This window comes from Bacillus sp. JH7 (assembly GCF_001563515.1).
Classification (GTDB): domain Bacteria; phylum Bacillota; class Bacilli; order Bacillales; family Bacillaceae_G; genus Bacillus_A; species Bacillus_A cereus.
In genome coordinates this window covers 139013-159226 of the sequence record NZ_LPUS01000001.1, presented here as the reverse complement: position 1 = coordinate 159226, position 20214 = coordinate 139013, and the positions used below count along the sequence as shown (strand labels likewise).

Below are 20214 nucleotides of genomic sequence, written 5' to 3'. Positions count from 1 at the left end.
AGTGAAACTATAATTAGTTGGAGACTTCTCTCCTACTCCTTATTAGTTGAACCATTCGAGCATTTACAGGCTAACAGACTCCCTATTTACTTCTCCTAAATCTTGAGGTTTTAGTCTTATCGCCTACAAATGGCAGGATAGTGCTGAACTCTAACTTTTGTATTGTACCACAATTCTCTCATTAAGCAGTACTTCACTCTATTTTTCTTTTAAGGGAAAACATGCTATTCTTTTAGGCAGGAAATGTAGAAAATGAGGTCGATATATTATGCATTATGATGTTATTGTCATCGGCGGCGGTCCTTCTGGGCTAATGGCTGCAATTGGTGCTGCAGAAGAAGGCGCAAATGTCTTACTTCTTGATAAAGGAAATAAACTTGGGCGTAAACTTGCAATTTCTGGTGGCGGACGCTGTAACGTAACGAACCGTCTACCACTTGATGAAATTGTTAAACATATACCAGGAAACGGTCGCTTCTTATACAGCGCTTTTTCTATTTTTAATAATGAAGATATTATTACATTCTTCGAAAATCTTGGTGTTAAATTGAAAGAAGAAGACCATGGTCGCATGTTCCCTGTGTCAAACAAAGCACAATCTGTTGTAGACGCACTTTTAACACGATTAAAAGACTTAGGTGTAAAAATTCGTACAAATACGCCTGTTGAAACGATTGAATATGAAAATGGTCAAACGAAAGCAGTTATACTGCAAACAGGTGAAGTGTTAGAAACAAATCACGTCGTTATCGCTGTTGGCGGAAAATCAGTTCCTCAAACTGGATCTACTGGAGACGGATATGCTTGGGCTGAAAAAGCGGGTCATACAATCACAGAATTATTCCCAACAGAAGTACCTATCCTTTCAAACGAGCCGTTTATACGTGACCGCTCATTACAAGGTCTTGCTTTACGTGATATAAACTTAAGTGTATTAAACCCGAAAGGAAAAGCTATCATTTCTCACAAAATGGACATGCTCTTCACTCATTTTGGCCTATCTGGTCCTGCTGCTCTTCGCTGTAGTCAATTCGTCGTGAAAGCACTGAAAAAGTTTAAAACGAATACAATACAAATGAGTATTGATGCATTGCCAGAGGAAAATAGTGAGCAACTATTTCAGCGCATGCTGAAACAAATGAAAGAAGATCCGAAAAAAGGAATTAAAAACGTTTTAAAAGGTTATGTTCCTGAACGTTACTTCCTATTCTTATTAGAAAAAAATGAAATTGACGGCAGCGAACAAGCTGGACAAGTTTCTCACGAAAAGATTCGTGCACTTGTGAAAGACTTTAAAGAGTTTACTGTGAATGTAAATGGTACGCAGTCAATTGAAAAAGCATTCGTTACTGGCGGCGGTGTATCCGTGAAAGAAGTTAACCCGAAAGAAATGTCTTCTAAATTTACGAACGGCTTATATTTCTGCGGAGAAGTTCTTGATATTCATGGTTATACTGGTGGCTATAATATTACATCAGCCCTTGTTACTGGTAGAATTGCCGGAACGACAGCTGGAGAAAACGCGAAAATGCAGTATTAAAAAAAGAAACAGGGATTCCTGTTTCTTTTTTTATAGGTACATGAAATTATATGAGCGATTCCACAAATATATCAGCGATTCCGCAACTTATATCGGCGATTTTCCAAATTTATCAGCGATTCTGCAACTTATATCGGCGATTTCCCAAATTTATCGACTTACCGACAAGAAGCGACAAATATCTGCTCCATGTAACTTTCCATTGCTTTTTTGTTGCTTTATTTACCTTAGTACCTTTATATTTTATATTGTTGAATATTTAAAAAAGGGTAAGGGGAAAACAAATGAGAAAAAAAGTCATGATGTCTTTAATGTTAATGACGTTTCTTTCTGCGGTAGAAGGAACGATTGTTAGTACAGCAATCCCTCGTATAACGAGTGATTTGTCAGGCGTCGAACTTGTTAGTTGGGTATATGCAATTTATATGCTTGCAACAGCTGTTTCGACTCCAATATACGGAAAGCTCGCTGATTTATTTGGCCGTAAAAAAGTTTTACTAATCGGAGCTACAATCTTTTTAGTCGGTTCTGCACTTTGCGGAATCGTTACATCGATGGAACAATTAATCTTCTTCCGCGCGCTTCAAGGTATCGGTGCTGGTGCTGTTATGCCAATCACAATGACGATTATTGGAGACTTATATAGCGAAGCGAAAGACCGCGCGAAAGCACAAGGTTGGATGAGTGCCGTTTGGGGTGTATCCGGTGTTATCGGACCGTTAGTAGGTGGATTTTTAGTTGATTCCCTTTCTTGGCGCTATATTTTCTTCCTAAACGTTCCATTCGGAATTATCGCTTGCTTAATGATTGCAATTTACTACAAAGAATCTATTAAACCTGCTAAGCATCATATCGATTATCTTGGTGCAACAGTCTTCTCATTAAGTACAATCGCTCTACTATATGCATTATTAACAGGTAGCAGTAAGCAAAACTGGGGAGACATGACAATTATCGGCCTATTAATCTTTGCCGCTATTTCATTTATTATTTTCTTATTCATCGAGAAAAAATCTCCAGAACCATTAATTCCGCTAGCACTTTTCTCTAACCGTACATTATCTACGATAAATATATTAACTCTTATTGCTGGCGCAATGATTATTAGTATTACAATGTACCTTCCAATTTGGAGCCAAGGTGTATTAGGGAAAAATGCTACAGAAGCTGGACTTATTTTAATGCCAATCCCTGTTATGTGGACATTTGGCGCTATTTTCTCTGGTAACTTAGTAGGCAAATTAAAAACGAAACAAATCATTTTACTTGGAGCTAGCATTTTATCAGTCGCTACGTTCTTATTATTTACACTATCAACAAATTCACCATCGTTCCTTATTTATGTAGCAGTCGGATTATTCGGCTTAGGAATGGGGCTTGTGACACCGATTTACATGGTAACAATTCAAGCAGCCGTACCAGCTCATACACGCGGAACAGCCGTTGGTTTAAACACATTTATTAATACATTCAGTCAAACGTTAGGTGCTGCAATCTTTGGAACAATCTTTAATACGATGATTCATGCACGCGGCATTAAAAACCTTGATCTTGTATCTGGTGGACACGGCGGGACTACAGCAAGTGTAGCCACTGAATCACAATCCGCATTAGCTGCAAGTGTACACGTTATTTATATGAGCACTTTCGTATTAGCAGTATGTACATTAATTATCGGTTGGCTTTTATTAAAGCCAGCTACACAAACAAGTGAGCAACAATAAAAAGGATGACCATTTTGGTCATCCTTTTTTTATTCTTCATTCTCCACAATATGTTTCAGCATGGACAATTTATTATCCCAAAAACGTTCATAATACGAGAGCCACTGCTGTAATTCCTCTAATGGCTCTGGATGCAAGCGATATATCTTCTCTCTTCCGCTCTTTCTTCCACTTACTAAATTCGCTTCCGAAAGAATATGAAGGTGCTTTACAACCGCAGTACGACTCATCGGAAAATGATCCGTTATTTTGGAAATCGGTAACTCTTTGTCACTTAATAACCGTATTACTTCTCGGCGGGTTGGATCAGCAATTGCTTGAAATACATCATATTTCGCTGCTGACGAGGACACTTAGCCTTCGACAACCTTTTTCAGTTTTTCATTTACAATCGCTACCCAACCACCGCTCATTCTATCGCGAATAATAGAGCTCTTCGCATTTGCTTTCGGAAGAATTTCATCAGGATGTTTCCAGCCGCCGTGAATTAACGTAAATTCTGTTTTGTTATCTCCTAAGTCTTTCAAATTAAATGAAACAACCCAGCCATCTGTATCCCATGAGAAAGATAAATAGTTTGGCTCATCAATCTCTAACACTTTACATGGTGATGGCCCAAATGGTGATTGCACATGAAATTTATGTCCTACCTCTAATACAAAATCATTTGGCATAAACCATGACGCAATCCCTTCTGCAGTTGATACTACACTCCATACCTTTTGAATAGACGCGTTAAAAACGATTGTTTGTTTAATATCATTTAATGTATTTTGTTGTTCCATTTTCATTCTCCTTTACTCGGCGTTATAACATAACACCTTTTGGTTATACTTCGATAATATAACACCTTTTAGTTTCATGTCAACGCTAATTCTTTTACTGTTGAGAAATTCTCAACATTTTTTCAACAGGACAAACACCCTCTTAGCATTTCCTCATAATATACTCACAAAGGCAATACAAAATAAAAACTTCTCTCAACATGAAACTCCATCATTTATCTTGAGAGAAGCGCCTTACTTATATCATGCGTACTTCGTCTCTCCTCCTTCCCTCAAGGGACAATACGCGAGATATGACAAATCAGAAGGAATATGCCCACCATTTGAGTAGGTAGTTATTTCTCTTCTCCTCAACATTTCCTCAGGAGCGAAATGACTACCGACTCACTTTTTTCAAACAAAAATAAAAAGGGGATGAAAGCTATGTTCTATTGCATTAACTGCTCTGATATTCATCATGAAAAACATCCGAATGATAAAGTATTCAAAAACGGTTTTTATATTGATCCATTTTTAGGTGATCGTTATCACCTTGGTATGTGTAAAGATGCCCAAAATCATGAAACAGGGGAGCCTCTTTTAACGACAAAGAAATTAGGCACACCCCAATCTATTATGAACGTATTACCGACACATGTTGTCCCAACATAAAACATAAAAAAGAGCTGGGTGAGCCAGCTCTTTTTTATGTTTTATAAACGATCATTGCTGAAAAACAATAAATTTGGTTTTCATCGTCGTTAATGGAAACACCAACTTGATACTTAATATCTACAAAGTTGCTATCATCAATCTTTTTCAAAAACACATTCACAGCGTCTTCTAAGTCTTTTTCGTGACTTTCATCAAACACTTTCACACGAATCATGTTAACACCATCCTAGATCGCAGCCCTCCGCCGCTTGATTATTGCCACGGTGCGTATCTATGATGCGATAAAACTTTCCATTCTCATATATATATCCGTCTTCTAACACATATTTTTTATCTTCAGTATAGACATAAAACTTACCTATCATAAATTTACTCGTATATAATTCCAAATAATTTGGTCTAAATTTAGCTACAACTTTATTTGTAATATCAATTTTTATTGTGCGCCTCACCTTCTCTCCCTCCTTTGCAAAGAACGGATTTAGGTATATTGTATTAGCCCTTTTACATTTTATGCTTAAAAATAAGTGGATATGCCTTCTTTCTCACCTGTACTATTTTTCTAAAAAAATCACTATAAAGTGAAACTTTAATCAGCCTGCCCCCCACCTAACTTCTTTGCTTTTTCTAAATTTTGAGATGGGGGTCTTATCGCCCGTTAATGCGGGATAAATATGTTCAAAAAAACATAAAAAAACCACTCCATATTATTGACTCTAATATAAATGTTATGTTATTATATAAAATTTGACATTTTTACATGCGTATGCTATCATTAAAAGTGGTTACCACATATGGAGGTGGATGATTTGTTTCAAATTGGTGATAAAATCGTTTATCCAATGCACGGTGCAGGAATTATCGAAGCAATTGAAGAGAAAGAAATATTAGGTACTTCACGTCAATATTGTGTGATACGCATCATTAGTAAAGATATGCAAGTAATGCTTCCGATGGAACAATTAAAAAAATCAGGTATTCGTTATATCGTTGATCGAGGTACGTTAGATGATATACTTCTTGAATTTCAAAACGGGGAGTCAGACCCATCACTCTCATGGAAACAAAGATATACAATGAATATGGAAAAAATGAAAAATGGCAATTTACAAGATAGCGCAGAAGTGGTTCGGGATTTACTTCGCCGTAATAAAGAGAGAACATTAAATGCGAGCGAAAAACAAATGCTAGATAATGCACGAAAAATGATGATCAGCGAAGTCGCGCTCGTACAAAATGTTACTGAACATCAAGCAACAGAATTTCTTCAAGATACAATTAATCATTAATTTTAAAATAGCCGAACGCTATTTTTTTTGTAAAAAAGGACAAAGAGATAAAACTCTTTGTCCTTTTCATATTACCCACGCCCAGCTTGAAACGATGGATATAACGTCATTCCACCATCTGCAAATAGCGTAATTCCCGTTACGTAACTCGCCTCTGATGAAGCAAGCCAAGTTGCTACTGCTGCGATTTCTTCAGGTTTTCCAATATAGCCCATAGGTATCATACTTTCTACGTCAGCACGTTTTTTAGGATCAGCAAACTTTTCTGCATTGATTGGCGTATTAATTGCACCTGGTCCTATATTATTTACTCGAATACCTTTTGGCGCATATTCTAGCGCTAACGTTTCTGTCATCAGTTTAATGCCACCCTTACTTGCTGCATAGTGCACAAATAGTGGCCACGGAATTTTCTCATGAACACTAGACATATTAATGACAGACCCTTTAATATCATGTTCTACAAAATATTTAATCGCTTCACGACTTCCTAAAAAAGCACCTGTTAAATTTGTATTAATTACCCTATTCCAATCTTCAAGCGGCATTTCATGCGACGGTACCGCGTTTTCTATCCCTGCATTATTAATCATAACGTCAAGCGTACCAAACTCTTTCACAGCAGATTGAATGAGATTCACAACATCTGATTCGACGGTTACATCACCTTTTACAGCAATCGCTTCGCCGCCTACCTTTTTAATTTCTTCTAACACATCATTCGCTTCTGATTCTCGTGAGCGATAATTAATAACCACTTTCGCTTTTTCCTTAGCAAACCTTACTCCCATCGCTCTTCCGAGACCAGTTGCTGATCCTGTAATAACGACAACTTTCCCTGCTAAATCACTATACATTTCCATACCTCCTTTAACTTTTGGCTATACCTAACATAATTCCGGCTGCGATAATAAAAACGATACCGACAACGATACCCGTTAATTGACGTTTCGTTTTCTTTTCACCTAATATAAGGATCCCACCAAGCGTGGAAATAATAATTCCCATTTGCGATAGCGAGAAACTTGTTGCGACTCCAACACGCGGCTGTGAAATGAATAAAAACATATTTCCAGCTGCCCAAATTAATCCTGGAATAATATTGCGAATTGCATATTTATTAAATGGATGATGTTTAAAGGTAAGCAAAATCCCACCTAACACCATACCAACTGCTTGTGGCAACAAAGCCGACCAGCCATCTACGTTAAATAACCTAATTACTACTACGTAAACTAAATAACCGACTGTTGAAATTAATAAAATTACGATACCTCTTTTAAAGTTTGCTGCTTGCTCTGCATTCTTTTCTTCTTCACTTTGAAGCGATGTTAAAATAACACCGATAATAATACAAACGAGCGCTAAAATCCCAAGGACGACCGATATTGTCGTGGACCATTCATGAAATACGATAACGCCAAATAAAGTCGTCGCGACTAATTGAAGTCCTGTTGAAATTGGCATCGTCCTCGAAACACCCATTAAATCAATACTTTTCAATTGATTTGCCTGACCAAGCGCCCAAAATAAACCTGACACAACTCCAACTCCGATAACGGTAGGTGTTAATACTGGCTTCATAAAAATATAAACAACAATTGAGAAAATAAGTGCTCCAAACGTTGTTCCGAGCGTTTGACTATACGGGCCCCCGCCCAGTTTTACGTTAAATAGCACAATACTTCCCCAAAATATAGCTGGTAAAATCGCTAAAAATATATCCATCACTCATTACCTTTCTTTACTAAATGCCATAGATTATCACTCTAAGTCGTTAGAGTGAGCTTTTATTTTTTCTTTTTCCCGTTCACAAACTTTTTCTGCAATAACGTCAGAAACATTCTTTTCTCGCTCCACTTTCTTTATCTTTACGTGATCTAAATGATCTTCCAAAGTAAGCGTAACTTTATCGTTCGGCGGATTATGCGCTCCTTGAAATGTAAGAAATTGTAGCTTCACTTCGTATCTAGGAACAAATTCATCTTTCTTGCCGAGACGCTTTATATCTATAACTGAAGCACATTCATATTGATCTTCTGTCACTTGTCTAATAACTGAATAGTACCTATTTGATAATGCACTCTCTAAAAGCTGTTCTCTTGATTCTTTCGCGAAAGAATCGCTTGGAGAAGAGAAAAAGGCCACACATAGCATTGTGATAACTACACATATTTTTTTCATAGTTCCCTCCTTGTTCTATAGATTAGTGTTCTCAAAACTGCCATAAAAAAACGACTTTCCCTATGTAGGAAAGTCGTTTTAATGAATCCAATATTAACCACCGCTCACTGGTGGAATTAGTGCAACAACATCACCAGATTGGACCCTGTCATCTTCATTTGCGTATTCTTCATTAATCGCAACCATAATTGGCTCTGAAACTGGTACATTATATTCGTTCGCAACAACATCTTTTAACTGTGCAACCGTAATATTTTCTTTCTCTATTTGTAATTCACTTGTCCCTGCTTCTTCTTGCAAGTGCGCAAATAACAATACTCTAATCATACTTATAGCTCCTTCCCAGGCTCTCCCGCCGGATATGGTGTTTTTTCTAATTGATCACCAATCCATGAGTCACCATCTTCCCAAAACTCCTTTTTCCAAATCGGAACAATTTGTTTTATGCGTTCCATAATATATTCGTTCGCTTCATAAGCCGCTTTACGGTGTGGTGTTGAAACAGCAACAACAACCGCTATATCAGAAATTTGCAACGTACCGATGCGATGTGTAATCGCAACATATGTACCTGGCCATTTCTCTTTCACTTCCAAGCCAATTTTCTCTAGCATCTTTTCTGCCATCGTCTTATAAGCAACATACTCTAAGTATAATGTACGACGCCCTTTCGTAAACTCTCTAACCGTTCCAATAAATGTTGTAACAGCACCGCATTCACGTCGAATTACTTTCTTCGTTACTTCTTCAATTGAGATTTCTGTATCAATTACTTCATAATATGTATTTATCATTTCGCACTCCTAACCGTTTGTAAAAACCAGTCTATGTACAACTCTTCTTCTGTTATATGAAATACTTTATATTCTTCTCTTATATTTGCCGGAACATCATACCACGTAATAACCGCCACTATATTTTCTACTTTATGTAAAAGCTCAATGTCTTCCGCAGAACGAAGTAACACTACTTTCGAGTAATTCTCTTTTTTATAGCCTTCTATTAAAATTGTATCCACTTCAAAAAACTCATATAAGCGAATAATTTCTTGCAAGGACCATTTCTTTCTTAGTGAAGAAAGTGAAAGCAATCCAGCGCCTTCTACACTACTTACGACAGCACCAGCTTTACGGTGTCTTTCGCTATCTTTTTGCGCTACTTCTGGAAAGCCTCCGTGCCCGTGATGTTTAATTGTAGCAACTTTCATTTTTCGTTCAGCTAATGCATGCACCACTTTCTCAACAAGTGTTGTTTTCCCGCTATTTTGATATCCTACTATTTGTAAGATTGAAGGGGCTTTGCCCATGGCCAATCACATCCCTCAGAGTGCTCTAACAATAATACGGATACTTTCATTCCGGTCTCAAATCCTCTCGTTCCTCCAGGTAACACGATAAAAGCATTCGCATCTGCAAGTGAAGATACCGCACTCGATTTATCTAAACCAACTGGCATCGCTTGTAACGCCCCGTCCACAATTGTTACGTTCGCTCTTACGAAACGAGTAAATGGATTTGGCTTTGGAAAATCTTTTTGTAAAATAGCATCCGCTCTATATACGTGAGGTTCCTTCGCATACAAATACGTTTTTATAATTGGATGCACAAATAATTCAAAGCCTACATAACAAGCAGACGGATTTCCTGATAAACCAAAGAGTAACTTTCCATCAACTTCAGCTACTGTCGTTACACTTCCGGGCCTCATGGCTATCTTATTAAAGAGTACATTTGCCTGTAACCTTTCATAAATAGCTGGTAAGTAGTCATAATCTCCTACTGATACACCGCCTGTTGTAATTAAAATGTCGACCTCATCCACCGCTGATTGAACAGCTGTAAAACATGCATCTAACTCATCCGCGAGTTGACCATAATAACGAACTTTCCCGCCAGCTTTCATAATTTGAGCTGCGATCATATAGGAGTTACTATTTCTAATTTTCCCCGGTTCTAATGGCTCATGTACTTCTAATAATTCACTTCCTGTCGTTACAATACCGACAACAGGCTGTTTTACAACTTTCACAGTGCTATATCCAAACGTTGCTAATAAGGCGGCAACACCTGGATTAATTGCAACGCCTTTCTGAACGAGAACTTGATTTTGTTTTATATCTTCTCCTTTAAACGACACATTGTCACCGTTATTAAAAGGGCGTTTTAACTTCATATATGTTTTCCCGTTCTTCTCAAACCCTTCTGTCAGCTCTAGCATTACGACTGCATTGCAATCTTGTGGAATAGCTGCTCCTGTCATAATACGAACCACCTGAAAAGATCCTACTTCTTCTGTAAAAACAGAACCTGCCCCGATTTCTCCTATTACTTCAAATTCAACTGGATTCTCTTGAGTTGCTTCTTTCGTATCTTCTGCTCGAATGGCGAAACCATCGTAAGGGGAACGATCAAAATGAGGAACGTCATGATCTGAGACAACATCTTCCCCGAGAATTCTCCCGTAACTTTCCGTAATAGAAATTTCTTCTACTTCACCATGCTTTGCATATTTCATTACCCGTTCTACTGCCTCAGCAACTTGAATTGGAATTCGTTTTTCTACCATCGTTTCTCACCTCATATTTGCAATTTTTTTTATCTCGATTAAACTTTATATATTCAATAGAAATTACTTCAAGGAGGAATTCCATGTCTTCATTTACACACTTTAATGACCAAGGACGCGCGAAGATGGTTGATATAAGTGACAAAAAAGCAACCGTTCGAACAGCAATTGCGTGCTCTAGCATTGTCGTTACGAAAGAAATTTACGATAAAATCTCTCACAATGAAATTGGGAAAGGTGACGTATTAGCAGTTGCGCAAATCGCAGGCATTATGGCTGCGAAACGAACTTCTGATATTATCCCAATGTGCCATCCTTTACTATTAAAAGGTGTTGACGTTTCTTTCGATTGGAAACAATCAGAAGAACAATATCGTTTACTCATTGAAGTAAAAGTTAAAACAGAAGGTAGCACCGGTGTTGAAATGGAAGCTTTAACAGCTGCTTCGGCTACCGCTCTTACTGTGTATGATATGTGTAAAGCTGTCGATAAAGGTATGATTATCGGCGAAACGTACTTACTTGAAAAAACAGGCGGAAAAAGTGGAGATTATACGAGAAATTCATAATCCTTTCTCCGTTGAACCTAAAGGATTCCCTTTAGGTTCAACCTATATATCTTGCATATAAACTTTTCGCTACATTTATATCATTCGTCCCATGAATGAAAGCTCTGCCATCTGTAAATAAAACAAAACGATATTCTTCTACCGGAAACGACAATAAATAAGGTGTCGCCTTTATCTCTACACTTCTTTGTAAGCGCTTTTTAATTTCTTCCAAATTAAAATTCTTCCGCACACCTGGACGAATTTGCACTGTATTTCGCCCACATAACACTTCTGTTTTCGTTTGTGCTTCAAACGTTAAACTCGGATATGTACGTAACCTTCCGCAAGATAAACAAGTATCTTTTTTCTGCCTATTCACTTTAAATGCCATCTGTTGATTATTCCAAAGATCAAATGATAACATCGTTTCACGAAGCGCTCCGTAGTCTTCTACTAATATTTTCAGCGCTTCCGTAGTTTGATGCGCAACTACTAATTGTACTGCCGGTTGTATAATACCAGCTGTGTCACATGTTGCTCCGCTCGCCGGATGCTCCATTAAACAGCGAAAACACGGTGTTTTCCCTGGTAAAATTGTATACGTTACTCCGTAGCTTCCAACGCACCCACCATATATCCACGGAATATTATACTTTTGTGAAATATCATTAATGAGAAGACGCGTTTCAAAATTATCTGTCGCATCTAATATTAAATCTACACCATTCACTGATTCTTCCATTTCTTGCACCGTTACATCTGTCACAACCGGAGTTATTTCCACCTCAGAATTAATCGCTCTTAAATGCTCTGCTGCCGCTACCGCCTTCGGTTTATACTGCTTTGCATCTTCTTCTGTATATAGTTGTTGTCTTTGTAAATTACTCCATTCTACATAATCACGATCAGCAATCGTTACTTTTCCAACACCCGCTCTAACAATCGCTTCTGCATTTGCCGCACCGAGAGCACCAGCACCAATAATAAGCACATGCTTCTCTCTTATTTTTCTCTGCCCTTCTTCTCCAACACCAGAAAATAATATTTGTCTTGAATATCGCTCCTGCATGCGATAGCCCCCTTTCTTATCCTCCTATATAAGACATTTCGATTTTCGGACGATTTTTTGCACTTTCTTCTGTTCGTTCATCCGAATACCTATCTTTTCTATTCATCCATACATCTTGTATAACACTTAATAACTCCTCATCCGAAAGATTTCCTCTAAGAAGTTCTCTTACATCCAAACCCTCTGTCGCAAATAAGCACGTATAAAACTTTCCATCTGCCGAAATTCTCGCCCTCGTACAAGAGACACAAAATGACTCAGAAACAGATGTAATAAAACCAACTTCAACATTTGTTCCAACGTACCGATATCGCTTCGCAACTTCACCAAAGTAATGCGCTTCAGCTGGCTCAAGCGGATACACCTTATGAATCATCTCAATCAATTCTCGTTTTGTAACGACTTGATCAAAATTCCACCCATTTGTACTACCAACATCCATAAACTCAATAAACCGAAGCGTGATTCCTTGCTCTTTAAAATACGCAGCCATCGGTAGTACTTGATGATCGTTCATCCCTTTTTTCACAACCATATTTACCTTTACTTCCAAGCCCGCCTCTTTAGCTGCTATAATTCCCTTAATTACCGGTTTCGTATTAATATTTCGACCATTAATATTCTTAAATATGTCATCATCTATCGCATCTAAACTAACATTCACTCTATGTAATCCAGCTTCTTTTAATGCCTTCGCTTGTTTCGTTAAATGAATAGCATTTGTCGTTAACCCTATATCTATTAGCCCATCAATTTTCACAAGACGTGCAATAAGTTTTGTTAAATCTTTACGAAGCAGTGGCTCACCGCCAGTAAGTCTAATTTTCCGTACACCGATGCTAACAAATAATTTTGCCAAACGCTCAATTTCATCAAAAGTTAGTAAAAACTCGTCTTTCAAAAAAGCATATTCTGGCCCAAATATTTCCGCTGGCATACAATATGTACATCTAAAATTGCAACGATCAATGACAGATATACGTAAATCTTGAAGTGGGCGTCCAAAAAAATCTTTAACCATCTCCTGCATCGCCACCCTCCCTTTCTGCCAAATTTCTTTCTTTTCATTCTATTATAATATATTTTCGAACTGCGATGTTTTTGCTCAAGTGAATAAAGTGAAACTTTAAATAATTAGAGGGGATTCACTCCCCCTGGTTAACGAGGTTTACTTACAAATACAAAGATAAAAAAACCTTGAAACATAAAAGCTTCAAGGTTCTCTGCTCATTAACTTAATCTAATAATAGTCAGGGTAGCCCCTGGCGTTGCTGTAGATAATGTAGCTATTGCAACTACTCCAAATAACTGTAAGCTAACAGTAGCTCCAGCAGGCAAGTTAGCAATTATTGTTGCACTAAATGAACCAGTAGCCACTGTCGGAGCGTTTATCGTTCCCGCAAGCGGACTGCCATTTACAGTTATACGAGAACTTACAAGTAATCCTGCCGTTAAATTAATTGTATAAGCTATATAATAATTTCCTGCATTCGCAACTGTAAATACAGTATTTCCACCACTAACGGTTATTCCTGGACCAATATTTTGATTGTTCGGTAATGGTACATTCGTACCACCTAATAAAACGGAAATAGCGGTTCCTGATGTATTATTCGCAAATGCATACGTTGCAGTTGTACTAACTCCAGTCGCCCCGGTCGCTCCAGTGGCTCCAGCTCCGGTTGGACCTGTATCTCCAGTTGGACCTTGTGAACCGGTTGCTCCTGTAGCCCCCGTTGGACCTTGGATTCCTTGCGGGCCTTGAATTCCTTGTGGCCCTGTCGCTCCGGTTGCTCCTGTAGCTCCCGTTGGACCTTGAATTCCTTGTGGGCCTTGGATTCCTTGTGGACCTTGAATTCCTTGTGGCCCTGTCGCTCCGGTTGCTCCTGTAGCTCCCGTTGGACCTTGAATTCCTTGCGGGCCTTGGATTCCTTGTGGACCTTGAATTCCTTGTGGACCTGTCGCTCCGGTTGCTCCTGTAGCTCCCGTTGGGCCTTGAATTCCTTGCGGGCCTTGAATTCCTTGGGGGCCTTGGGGGCCGGTCGGTCCTATATCACCTTGCGGACCTTGGATTCCTTGTGGGCCTTGTGCCCCGGTTGCCCCTGTCGCTCCTTGGATTCCTTGAGGACCTTGTGGACCTTGAATTCCTTGGGGGCCGGTTGGACCTATGTCGCCTTGTGGGCCTTGAATTCCTTGGGGACCTTGTGCTCCGGTTGCCCCCGTTACTCCTTGGATTCCTTGTGGACCTTGAATACCCTGTGGACCGGTTGGACCTATCTCTCCTTGAACACCTTGGATTCCTTGCGGGCCCTGTAAACCCGTCACTCCGGTTGCTCCCGTTGCTCCTGTCGCTCCTGTCACTCCAGTTGAGCCTGTCGCCCCGGTATCTCCTGTTACTCCTGTCGCACCTGTTGCTCCTGTCGGGCCAGGTGGTCCACCTGATGGACCTGTCACTCCTGCCGGACCTGATGGCCCCGTTGGGCCGGTCGGTCCTGCTGGTCCTCCTGACGGGCCAGTCACCCCTGTTGGACCGGTTACTCCTGTTGGACCGGTAGTTCCTTCTCCCGTCGCTCCGGTTGCCCCCGTATCTCCTGTTGCTCCCGTCGGACCTTGTATCCCTTGAATCCCTTGTGGGCCTTGCACTCCTTGTGCACCAGTTGCTCCTTGAATCCCTTGTATTCCTTGCACTCCTTGTGCGCCCATCGGACCGGTTGGACCAATCGCCCCTTGTATACCTTGCACTCCTTGGGGGCCCTCTGGACCCGTTGCTCCTATTTCCCCTTGTATCCCTTGAATTCCAGTTGCTCCTTGTGCTCCAGTTGCTCCCGTTATCCCTTGCACACCTTGTATTCCCTGTATTCCTTGTGGACCTTGTGGGCCTGTTGCTCCTACCGGTCCTTGAATGCCTTGTATCCCCTGAGGACCCTCTGGACCCGTTGCTCCAACTGGCCCTTGAACACCTTGTATTCCTTGCGGGCCCAGAAGTCCCTCTGGGCCTTCTGGACCGGTTGGACCTATCTCTCCTTGTATCCCTTGAATTCCAGTTGGACCTTGTGGCCCAGTCGGACCTATGTCACCTTGCGGACCTTGGATTCCCTGTGGACCTTGTGCTCCTGTTCCCCCTGTCGCTCCTTGGATTCCTTGAGAACCTTGTGGGCCTTGAATTCCTTGTGGGCCGGTTGGACCTATGTCGCCTTGTGGGCCTTGAATCCCTTGCGGACCTTGATCTCCAGTGGCCCCCGTTACTCCTTGAATTCCTTGGGGACCTTGAACACCTTGGGGACCCGTCGGACCTATCTCTCCCTGCACACCTTGGATTCCTTGCGGACCTTGCAAACCCGTCACTCCGGTTGCTCCCGTTTCTCCTGTCGCTCCTGTCACTCCAGTTGAGCCTGTCGCCCCAGTATCTCCTGTTACTCCTGTCGCCCCGGTTGCTCCTGTCGGGCCAGGTGGTCCACCAGATGGACCTGTTACTCCCGCCGGACCTGATGGCCCCGTTGGGCCGGTCGGTCCTGCTGGTCCTCCAGATGGGCCTGTTACCCCTGTTGGACCGGTTACTCCTGTTGGACCTGTAGTGCCTTCCCCTGTCGCCCCAGTTGCTCCCGTATCTCCTGTTGCCCCCGTCGGACCTTGGATTCCTTGAATTCCCTGTGGACCTTGCACTCCTTGTGCGCCCGTCGCTCCTTGAATTCCTTGTACTCCTTGCACACCTTGGGGACCCATCGGACCTGTTGGACCAATCTCCCCTTGAGCACCTTGCACTCCTTGGGGACCCTCTGGACCCGTTGCTCCTATTTCCCCTTGTATCCCTTGAATTCCAGTTGCTCCTTGTACTCCAGTTGCTCCCGTTATCCCTTGCACACCTTGTATTCCCTGTATTCCTTGTGGACCTTGTGGACCTGTTGCTCCTACCGGTCCTTGAATACCTTGTATCCCCTGAGGACCCTCTGGACCCGTCGCTCCAACTGGACCTGGCACACCTTGAATTCCTTGCGGCCCCTGAAGTCCCTCTGGGCCTTCTGGACCTGTTGGTCCTATATCACCCATCGGACCTTGTATCCCTTGAACTCCCTGTGGCCCTGTTGCTCCTGATGGCCCTGGTACTCCTTGTATTCCTTGTGGACCTTGATCTCCTGTTGCCCCTGTTGCCCCTTGAGGCCCTATAGCCCCCTGTATACCTTGTGGACCTTGATCTCCTGTTGCTCCCGTTGCCCCTTGAATACCTTGAACTCCTTGTATTCCTTGTTCACCAGTTACTCCCGTCGGACCAGGAATACCTTGAATACCCTGCGGACCTTCTGGACCTGTTGGCCCAATTGGCCCTTGAATCCCTTGGATTCCTTGCAAGCCCTGTGCTCCCGTGCTTCCAGTCGGACCTGTACTTCCCGTTGCTCCTGTTACCCCTGTACTTCCTGTAGCTCCAGTATTCCCAGTTGCTCCAGTCGCACCTGTACTTCCACTCGGTCCACCGCCCGGACCTGTCGCACCAGTCGGCCCCGTCGGACCAGGAGGTCCTCCAGATGGTCCAGTTATCCCAGTTGGACCTGTTATTCCAGTCGGGCCTGTTATCCCCTGACCAGTTGCTCCGGTTGCACCTGTATTTCCACTCGGTCCTTGTGTTCCTTGTATCCCTTGTGCTCCTTGTATTCCTTGTGGACCAGTTACACCCGGTAACCCTTGGACGCCTTGTATTCCTTGAGGTCCCTCAGGTCCCGTCGCTCCAATTGGCCCCTGTAATCCCTGTATCCCTTGTATACCTTGTGCCCCAGTCGCTCCCGTTGGACCAATCGGACCTTGTAACCCTTGCACCCCTTGAGGTCCTGTCGCTCCAGTTTCTCCTTGTGGTCCTCTCAATCCTTGTGGGCCCTGCTGTCCTTCTGGTCCAGTTGCACCTATTGGCCCAACTGATCCTTGTATCCCTTGCACACCTTGAGGTCCTGTCGGGCCCATCTCCCCCATCGGACCTTGTAATCCTCTTGGTCCTTGAGGTCCTGTTGGGCCTTGTGGACCGGTTGGACCAGTAATCCCTATACCTGTAAACCCAGTTGGAACAGGGGGGAAAGTAGGCCCAATAAGTTCGGGTGGAATTCTAAAATTAGAGCTTAACGAATTTTGCTTCCGATTATTATCACGATTCTTCACACTTTCACCACCTACAAACCATCTTTTTCATAATAAATAAGCCTCTTCTTAATCTATTTACAAAAATAATTTCCAAGACTATTTTTATTTTAAATAATAAAAACTCCCTTAATTTCTTAAGGGAGTCCTGCAATTGAATCCATATTATCTGTATTAGGGACAGCTTGCGCTATACTCGATGTATTTACATTTTGCCCCATATTTGCTCCTGTTACAGTACCAGCAGGAGTGCCCCTTGTATACGTCGTCGTCACCGAATCTCCCGGCTGTAAACAAAGCTTCGTCTCCGTCCCTATTACTGTAACAACATCAATCCAAGTACACCCCATTGAACCACTATATGATTTCGAAGCAGTAAATGAAGTGTCACTCAAATTATCACCGGTAAATATATTTCCAGTGTTATTCACAATAACAAACTCTTTTATATGAGCAGGCATAATTACACTCTACCTTTCCTCTATGAACCTAACGTACGTGTACTCGTTGCCAAAGGCGGAAGAAATACTGATGTTCTAATGACCGCTTCTGGCTGCCTTTTTCCATTTAAAAAAATAGCCGCACTTGATCCTCCAGCACCTGCATATACTTTTGCTACAGCTAAAGGTGAGAGATCATAACAGTCACCGACATTAACAGCTCCTGTATTATTAATAATTTTTACTTTACGCAAATTAATCCCCATTTACCCCTCCTCCTTTTTTATACTGTATGCAAAAGAAAAAAACTTGAAACAGACTCGTTTCAAGTTTTTTTCAATTAACTATTTCGTTTCACCTTCATATTGAAGCATACCGCCAACCATGTTCACTGTTTTAAACCCTTGTTCATTTAAATAATGACATACATTTTCACTGCGCATTCCTGAACGACAAATAAAGATATATTCATTCTCTTTATTAAAGAAATCTACTTTATGTGGGATATCGCCCATTTTAATATGTACAGCTTCTGGAATCTTTCCTGCCGCTACTTCTTCATCTTCTCTTACATCCACTAAAAATAACGTTTCTCCATTTTCTAAACGCTCTTGCACCTCTTCTGTAGTAATTGTTTTAACTTCTGTCATATGTAGTTCCTCCTTATATACAATAAAACCTTTAGTTTCTTTTTCACAAACATTCTCTACCAATTTTAGCATGCAAAAGAAAGAACGCAAAGAATCGAAAAGCTATTTCTCAATTTTCTCGTAAAACTTATTCTTTACAAACATAACTAGCACATTGTATCCTCAATATACTTGTTTTATGAAAGGAGTCGATTAAAATGACGCTTTTTCTTTTCATTATAGGCATTGTGTTCTTACTCGCTGCAATTATTGTACTTAGTATGAAAAATAATAAAAAGATAAAATCGCCACAAGAAATGTCATTCTTATTTCTATTGCTTAGCATAGCGTTTTTCGGTATAGCAATTGCTACATATATTTTCCGTCTACAAATCATGTGAAAAAAGGTGCCTACTTCAAACACTGCACCTTTTCCCCATCATTTTCCTTCTACACAAAACTAGATACTTTCCGATTCAAAAATTCATAAACTTTCTTTTCGAATAAATGAATATCCAATACTCCTGCCATATGCCCATTTATACTTTCTATCTCATATACTTCCGCATACTTCCCTTGTTTTTGCAAAATATCTACCATTTTATAATTATAACGAGACGGCTGAAGCAAATCTTGTTTACACGGAATCATAAGTACATTCGCTTCTATGTTAGAAAGAGATTCTTCTAGTGAAGAAAACCCATGTGTAATATCATGCAATAAAACTGCCTTCGCAGTATACATCCATGAATTTGCATCTACTAGCTCTATACTTCTATATGTCGCTTTATTTATCTCTTTTTCAAATGATGTTAGTGTAGAAAACTTTTCATAAGGTTCTACCTCTATACTATTACGAGAAAATGTTCTTTCATAAAAATACTCATCAAAAGCGTTCATAAACATCATTCTATTTGCTAAATGAAGCCCTTTTATCGGCTGCTCTTCTCCATATTTTCCATCTTTCCAATTTGGATCGAGTTGAATTGCCTCAATCGCATTTTGCGCTACGTTTACTGACGTAATAATTGGGTTTTGTGGGTTCGTAATAACGCCAATCATCCGCTCTACCATATGTGGATAGTGAACCGCCCATTGTTGTGCAATCATCCCCCCCGCCGACGGTCCGATTACAGCGTGTAACCTTGAAATTCCCATACCTTTTATTAACTCATATTGTACACGAGCTACATCAAGAAATGTAAAAATCGGAAAATCCATAGCATATTCTTCTCCAGTTTCTGGATTAATTGATTTCGGTCCTGTTGTAATTACATATGGATTCCTCACCTGCACATTACAAAGATTATCCGTACATATAACAAAATACTTATTTGTATCAATTGCTTTTCCAGGTCCAATTAGCCCATCCCACCAACCAGACTCCTCATCATGAACTGTATATTTTCCTGCCGCATGACTTGTTGCACTAAAATAATGACAAACCAAAATCACATTTGACCTTTCTCTATTTAAAGTGCCATATGTCTCGTATCCCATTTGAACAGGAATTTCTCTGCCATTTTCAAACGTAAACCCTTTTAAAACAAACTTCTCCTTTTTTACAATTTGCACAGACTCTCCCTCTCCCCGTTATAGTATGAACTGCTTACTAAAGTTTTTTTTCTATGCAAACTAATCTCCTTCTTCTTTTCATAAATAA

At 40.6% G+C, this 20214-nt stretch carries 24 protein-coding genes; 6 read left to right on the top strand and 18 right to left on the bottom strand.

The features are described 5' to 3' along the window. Positions 1 to 268: 268 nt before the first annotated feature. Together AU379_RS00945 and AU379_RS00940 are read left to right on the top strand one after the other, a co-directional pair. Positions 269 to 1540: an NAD(P)/FAD-dependent oxidoreductase gene (locus tag AU379_RS00945; protein WP_000558861.1), complete on the top strand. Its 1272-nt coding sequence runs from the start codon at positions 269 to 271 to the stop codon at positions 1538 to 1540. Positions 1541 to 1824: 284 nt separating this feature from the next. Then, the gene (locus AU379_RS00940) at positions 1825 to 3264 is read left to right on the top strand and encodes an MDR family MFS transporter (RefSeq protein WP_001228005.1); all 1440 of its coding nucleotides are present in this window, start codon (positions 1825 to 1827) and stop codon (positions 3262 to 3264) included. A gap of 29 nt (positions 3265 to 3293) precedes the next feature. Here the strand turns inward: AU379_RS00940 and AU379_RS00935 are convergent, their stop codons facing one another. After that, positions 3294 to 3617: a metalloregulator ArsR/SmtB family transcription factor gene (locus tag AU379_RS00935; protein WP_000098837.1), complete on the bottom strand. Its 324-nt coding sequence runs from the start codon at positions 3615 to 3617 to the stop codon at positions 3294 to 3296. Further along, positions 3618 to 4049: an SRPBCC domain-containing protein gene (locus AU379_RS00930; RefSeq protein ID WP_061138911.1), complete on the bottom strand. Its 432-nt coding sequence runs from the start codon at positions 4047 to 4049 to the stop codon at positions 3618 to 3620. A gap of 423 nt (positions 4050 to 4472) precedes the next feature. On the opposite strand from AU379_RS00930, the gene AU379_RS00925 reads away from it, so the two are divergent. Continuing rightward, complete coding sequence (locus tag AU379_RS00925; RefSeq protein ID WP_000498988.1) at positions 4473 to 4700, top strand: DUF3973 domain-containing protein; 228 nt, start codon at positions 4473 to 4475, stop codon at positions 4698 to 4700. A 34-nt stretch (positions 4701 to 4734) separates the two neighbouring features. Here the strand turns inward: AU379_RS00925 and AU379_RS00920 are convergent, their stop codons facing one another. Both AU379_RS00920 and AU379_RS00915 read right to left on the bottom strand, forming a co-directional pair. After that, a complete protein-coding gene (locus tag AU379_RS00920) occupies positions 4735 to 4917 on the bottom strand; it encodes a sporulation protein Cse60 (RefSeq protein WP_000621752.1) in 183 nt (60 codons plus the stop codon). A gap of 1 nt (position 4918) precedes the next feature. Beyond that, entirely contained in the window at positions 4919 to 5155 is a 237-nt protein-coding gene (locus AU379_RS00915; RefSeq protein WP_061138910.1) for a DUF2553 family protein, read from the bottom strand. A 342-nt stretch (positions 5156 to 5497) separates the two neighbouring features. Between AU379_RS00915 and AU379_RS00910 the strand changes: the two genes are divergently transcribed. Continuing rightward, positions 5498 to 5992, top strand: coding sequence for a CarD family transcriptional regulator (locus AU379_RS00910; protein ID WP_000451446.1), 495 nt, complete (start codon positions 5498 to 5500; stop codon positions 5990 to 5992). 71 nt (positions 5993 to 6063) lie between these two features. Here the strand turns inward: AU379_RS00910 and AU379_RS00905 are convergent, their stop codons facing one another. The 7 genes from AU379_RS00905 to moeA all read right to left on the bottom strand — a co-directional run bounded on the left by AU379_RS00905 (position 6064) and on the right by moeA (position 10741). Further along, positions 6064 to 6849, bottom strand: coding sequence for a glucose 1-dehydrogenase (locus AU379_RS00905; RefSeq protein ID WP_000286673.1), 786 nt, complete (start codon positions 6847 to 6849; stop codon positions 6064 to 6066). Positions 6850 to 6862: 13 nt separating this feature from the next. Next, positions 6863 to 7720, bottom strand: a complete 858-nt coding sequence (gene glcU / locus AU379_RS00900; RefSeq protein ID WP_000350861.1) for a glucose uptake protein GlcU — start codon at positions 7718 to 7720, stop codon at positions 6863 to 6865. A gap of 36 nt (positions 7721 to 7756) precedes the next feature. Then, entirely contained in the window at positions 7757 to 8176 is a 420-nt protein-coding gene (locus AU379_RS00895; protein ID WP_000717679.1) for a DUF3888 domain-containing protein, read from the bottom strand. 93 nt (positions 8177 to 8269) lie between these two features. Beyond that, positions 8270 to 8503: a molybdopterin converting factor subunit 1 gene (gene moaD, locus AU379_RS00890; RefSeq protein ID WP_000621778.1), complete on the bottom strand. Its 234-nt coding sequence runs from the start codon at positions 8501 to 8503 to the stop codon at positions 8270 to 8272. A gap of 2 nt (positions 8504 to 8505) precedes the next feature. Beyond that, positions 8506 to 8970 carry a molybdopterin synthase catalytic subunit MoaE gene (moaE, locus tag AU379_RS00885; protein WP_000611226.1) on the bottom strand — a complete coding sequence of 155 codons (465 nt, stop codon included), beginning with the start codon at positions 8968 to 8970 and terminating at the stop codon, positions 8506 to 8508. Beyond that, entirely contained in the window at positions 8967 to 9482 is a 516-nt protein-coding gene (gene mobB, locus AU379_RS00880) for a molybdopterin-guanine dinucleotide biosynthesis protein B (RefSeq protein ID WP_000513645.1), read from the bottom strand. The genes moaE and mobB overlap by 4 nt, the downstream gene beginning before the upstream one ends. After that, positions 9452 to 10741, bottom strand: a complete 1290-nt coding sequence (gene moeA / locus AU379_RS00875; protein ID WP_000229698.1) for a molybdopterin molybdotransferase MoeA — start codon at positions 10739 to 10741, stop codon at positions 9452 to 9454. Before moeA ends, mobB begins: the two co-directional genes overlap by 31 nt. Positions 10742 to 10824: 83 nt before the next feature. On the opposite strand from moeA, the gene moaC reads away from it, so the two are divergent. Next, positions 10825 to 11310 (top strand): cyclic pyranopterin monophosphate synthase MoaC, encoded by a 486-nt coding sequence (gene moaC, locus AU379_RS00870; protein ID WP_000094146.1) that lies wholly within the window; start codon positions 10825 to 10827, stop codon positions 11308 to 11310. Positions 11311 to 11347: 37 nt separating this feature from the next. Here moaC and AU379_RS00865 read toward each other — a convergent pair whose 3' ends face one another. The 6 genes from AU379_RS00865 to AU379_RS00840 form a co-directional block, all read right to left on the bottom strand. Continuing rightward, positions 11348 to 12361: a molybdopterin-synthase adenylyltransferase MoeB gene (locus tag AU379_RS00865; RefSeq protein ID WP_061138909.1), complete on the bottom strand. Its 1014-nt coding sequence runs from the start codon at positions 12359 to 12361 to the stop codon at positions 11348 to 11350. Positions 12362 to 12377: 16 nt separating this feature from the next. After that, positions 12378 to 13391, bottom strand: a complete 1014-nt coding sequence (gene moaA, locus AU379_RS00860) for a GTP 3',8-cyclase MoaA (protein ID WP_001157117.1) — start codon at positions 13389 to 13391, stop codon at positions 12378 to 12380. Between the two features lie 200 nt (positions 13392 to 13591). After that, positions 13592 to 17503, bottom strand: coding sequence for a BclA-related collagen-like exosporium protein (locus AU379_RS00855; protein ID WP_061138908.1), 3912 nt, complete (start codon positions 17501 to 17503; stop codon positions 13592 to 13594). A gap of 116 nt (positions 17504 to 17619) precedes the next feature. Next, positions 17620 to 17943 (bottom strand): hypothetical protein, encoded by a 324-nt coding sequence (locus AU379_RS00850; RefSeq protein ID WP_001110848.1) that lies wholly within the window; start codon positions 17941 to 17943, stop codon positions 17620 to 17622. A gap of 20 nt (positions 17944 to 17963) precedes the next feature. Further along, entirely contained in the window at positions 17964 to 18188 is a 225-nt protein-coding gene (locus AU379_RS00845; protein ID WP_000512465.1) for a spore germination protein, read from the bottom strand. 78 nt (positions 18189 to 18266) lie between these two features. Next, positions 18267 to 18572 carry a rhodanese-like domain-containing protein gene (locus AU379_RS00840; protein ID WP_000141207.1) on the bottom strand — a complete coding sequence of 102 codons (306 nt, stop codon included), beginning with the start codon at positions 18570 to 18572 and terminating at the stop codon, positions 18267 to 18269. A gap of 197 nt (positions 18573 to 18769) precedes the next feature. Between AU379_RS00840 and AU379_RS00835 the strand changes: the two genes are divergently transcribed. After that, positions 18770 to 18952 (top strand): hypothetical protein, encoded by a 183-nt coding sequence (locus tag AU379_RS00835; RefSeq protein WP_000171881.1) that lies wholly within the window; start codon positions 18770 to 18772, stop codon positions 18950 to 18952. Positions 18953 to 19001: 49 nt separating this feature from the next. Here the strand turns inward: AU379_RS00835 and AU379_RS00830 are convergent, their stop codons facing one another. After that, positions 19002 to 20126 (bottom strand): homoserine O-acetyltransferase, encoded by a 1125-nt coding sequence (locus AU379_RS00830; protein WP_001167637.1) that lies wholly within the window; start codon positions 20124 to 20126, stop codon positions 19002 to 19004. Positions 20127 to 20214 lie beyond the last annotated feature (88 nt).

What these genes read in the sequence shown, in the direction of transcription:
- AU379_RS00945 (WP_000558861.1), top strand. Translation starts at nt 269, where the DNA reads ATGCATTATGATGTTATTGTCATCGGCGGCGGTCCTTCTGGGCTAATG.
- AU379_RS00905 (WP_000286673.1), bottom strand. Translation starts at nt 6,849, where the DNA reads ATGTATAGTGATTTAGCAGGGAAAGTTGTCGTTATTACAGGATCAGCA.
- AU379_RS00940 (WP_001228005.1), top strand. Translation starts at nt 1,825, where the DNA reads ATGAGAAAAAAAGTCATGATGTCTTTAATGTTAATGACGTTTCTTTCT.
- moaC (WP_000094146.1), top strand. Translation starts at nt 10,825, where the DNA reads ATGTCTTCATTTACACACTTTAATGACCAAGGACGCGCGAAGATGGTT.
- moaA (WP_001157117.1), bottom strand. Translation starts at nt 13,391, where the DNA reads ATGCAGGAGATGGTTAAAGATTTTTTTGGACGCCCACTTCAAGATTTA.
- AU379_RS00920 (WP_000621752.1), bottom strand. Translation starts at nt 4,917, where the DNA reads ATGATTCGTGTGAAAGTGTTTGATGAAAGTCACGAAAAAGACTTAGAA.
- moaD (WP_000621778.1), bottom strand. Translation starts at nt 8,503, where the DNA reads ATGATTAGAGTATTGTTATTTGCGCACTTGCAAGAAGAAGCAGGGACA.
- AU379_RS00895 (WP_000717679.1), bottom strand. Translation starts at nt 8,176, where the DNA reads ATGAAAAAAATATGTGTAGTTATCACAATGCTATGTGTGGCCTTTTTC.
- AU379_RS00930 (WP_061138911.1), bottom strand. Translation starts at nt 4,049, where the DNA reads ATGGAACAACAAAATACATTAAATGATATTAAACAAACAATCGTTTTT.
- AU379_RS00845 (WP_000512465.1), bottom strand. Translation starts at nt 18,188, where the DNA reads ATGGGGATTAATTTGCGTAAAGTAAAAATTATTAATAATACAGGAGCT.
- AU379_RS00910 (WP_000451446.1), top strand. Translation starts at nt 5,498, where the DNA reads ATGGAGGTGGATGATTTGTTTCAAATTGGTGATAAAATCGTTTATCCA.
- glcU (WP_000350861.1), bottom strand. Translation starts at nt 7,720, where the DNA reads ATGGATATATTTTTAGCGATTTTACCAGCTATATTTTGGGGAAGTATT.
- moeA (WP_000229698.1), bottom strand. Translation starts at nt 10,741, where the DNA reads ATGGTAGAAAAACGAATTCCAATTCAAGTTGCTGAGGCAGTAGAACGG.
- AU379_RS00850 (WP_001110848.1), bottom strand. Translation starts at nt 17,943, where the DNA reads ATGCCTGCTCATATAAAAGAGTTTGTTATTGTGAATAACACTGGAAAT.
- AU379_RS00925 (WP_000498988.1), top strand. Translation starts at nt 4,473, where the DNA reads ATGTTCTATTGCATTAACTGCTCTGATATTCATCATGAAAAACATCCG.
- AU379_RS00865 (WP_061138909.1), bottom strand. Translation starts at nt 12,361, where the DNA reads ATGCAGGAGCGATATTCAAGACAAATATTATTTTCTGGTGTTGGAGAA.
- moaE (WP_000611226.1), bottom strand. Translation starts at nt 8,970, where the DNA reads ATGATAAATACATATTATGAAGTAATTGATACAGAAATCTCAATTGAA.
- mobB (WP_000513645.1), bottom strand. Translation starts at nt 9,482, where the DNA reads ATGGGCAAAGCCCCTTCAATCTTACAAATAGTAGGATATCAAAATAGC.
- AU379_RS00835 (WP_000171881.1), top strand. Translation starts at nt 18,770, where the DNA reads ATGACGCTTTTTCTTTTCATTATAGGCATTGTGTTCTTACTCGCTGCA.
- AU379_RS00840 (WP_000141207.1), bottom strand. Translation starts at nt 18,572, where the DNA reads ATGACAGAAGTTAAAACAATTACTACAGAAGAGGTGCAAGAGCGTTTA.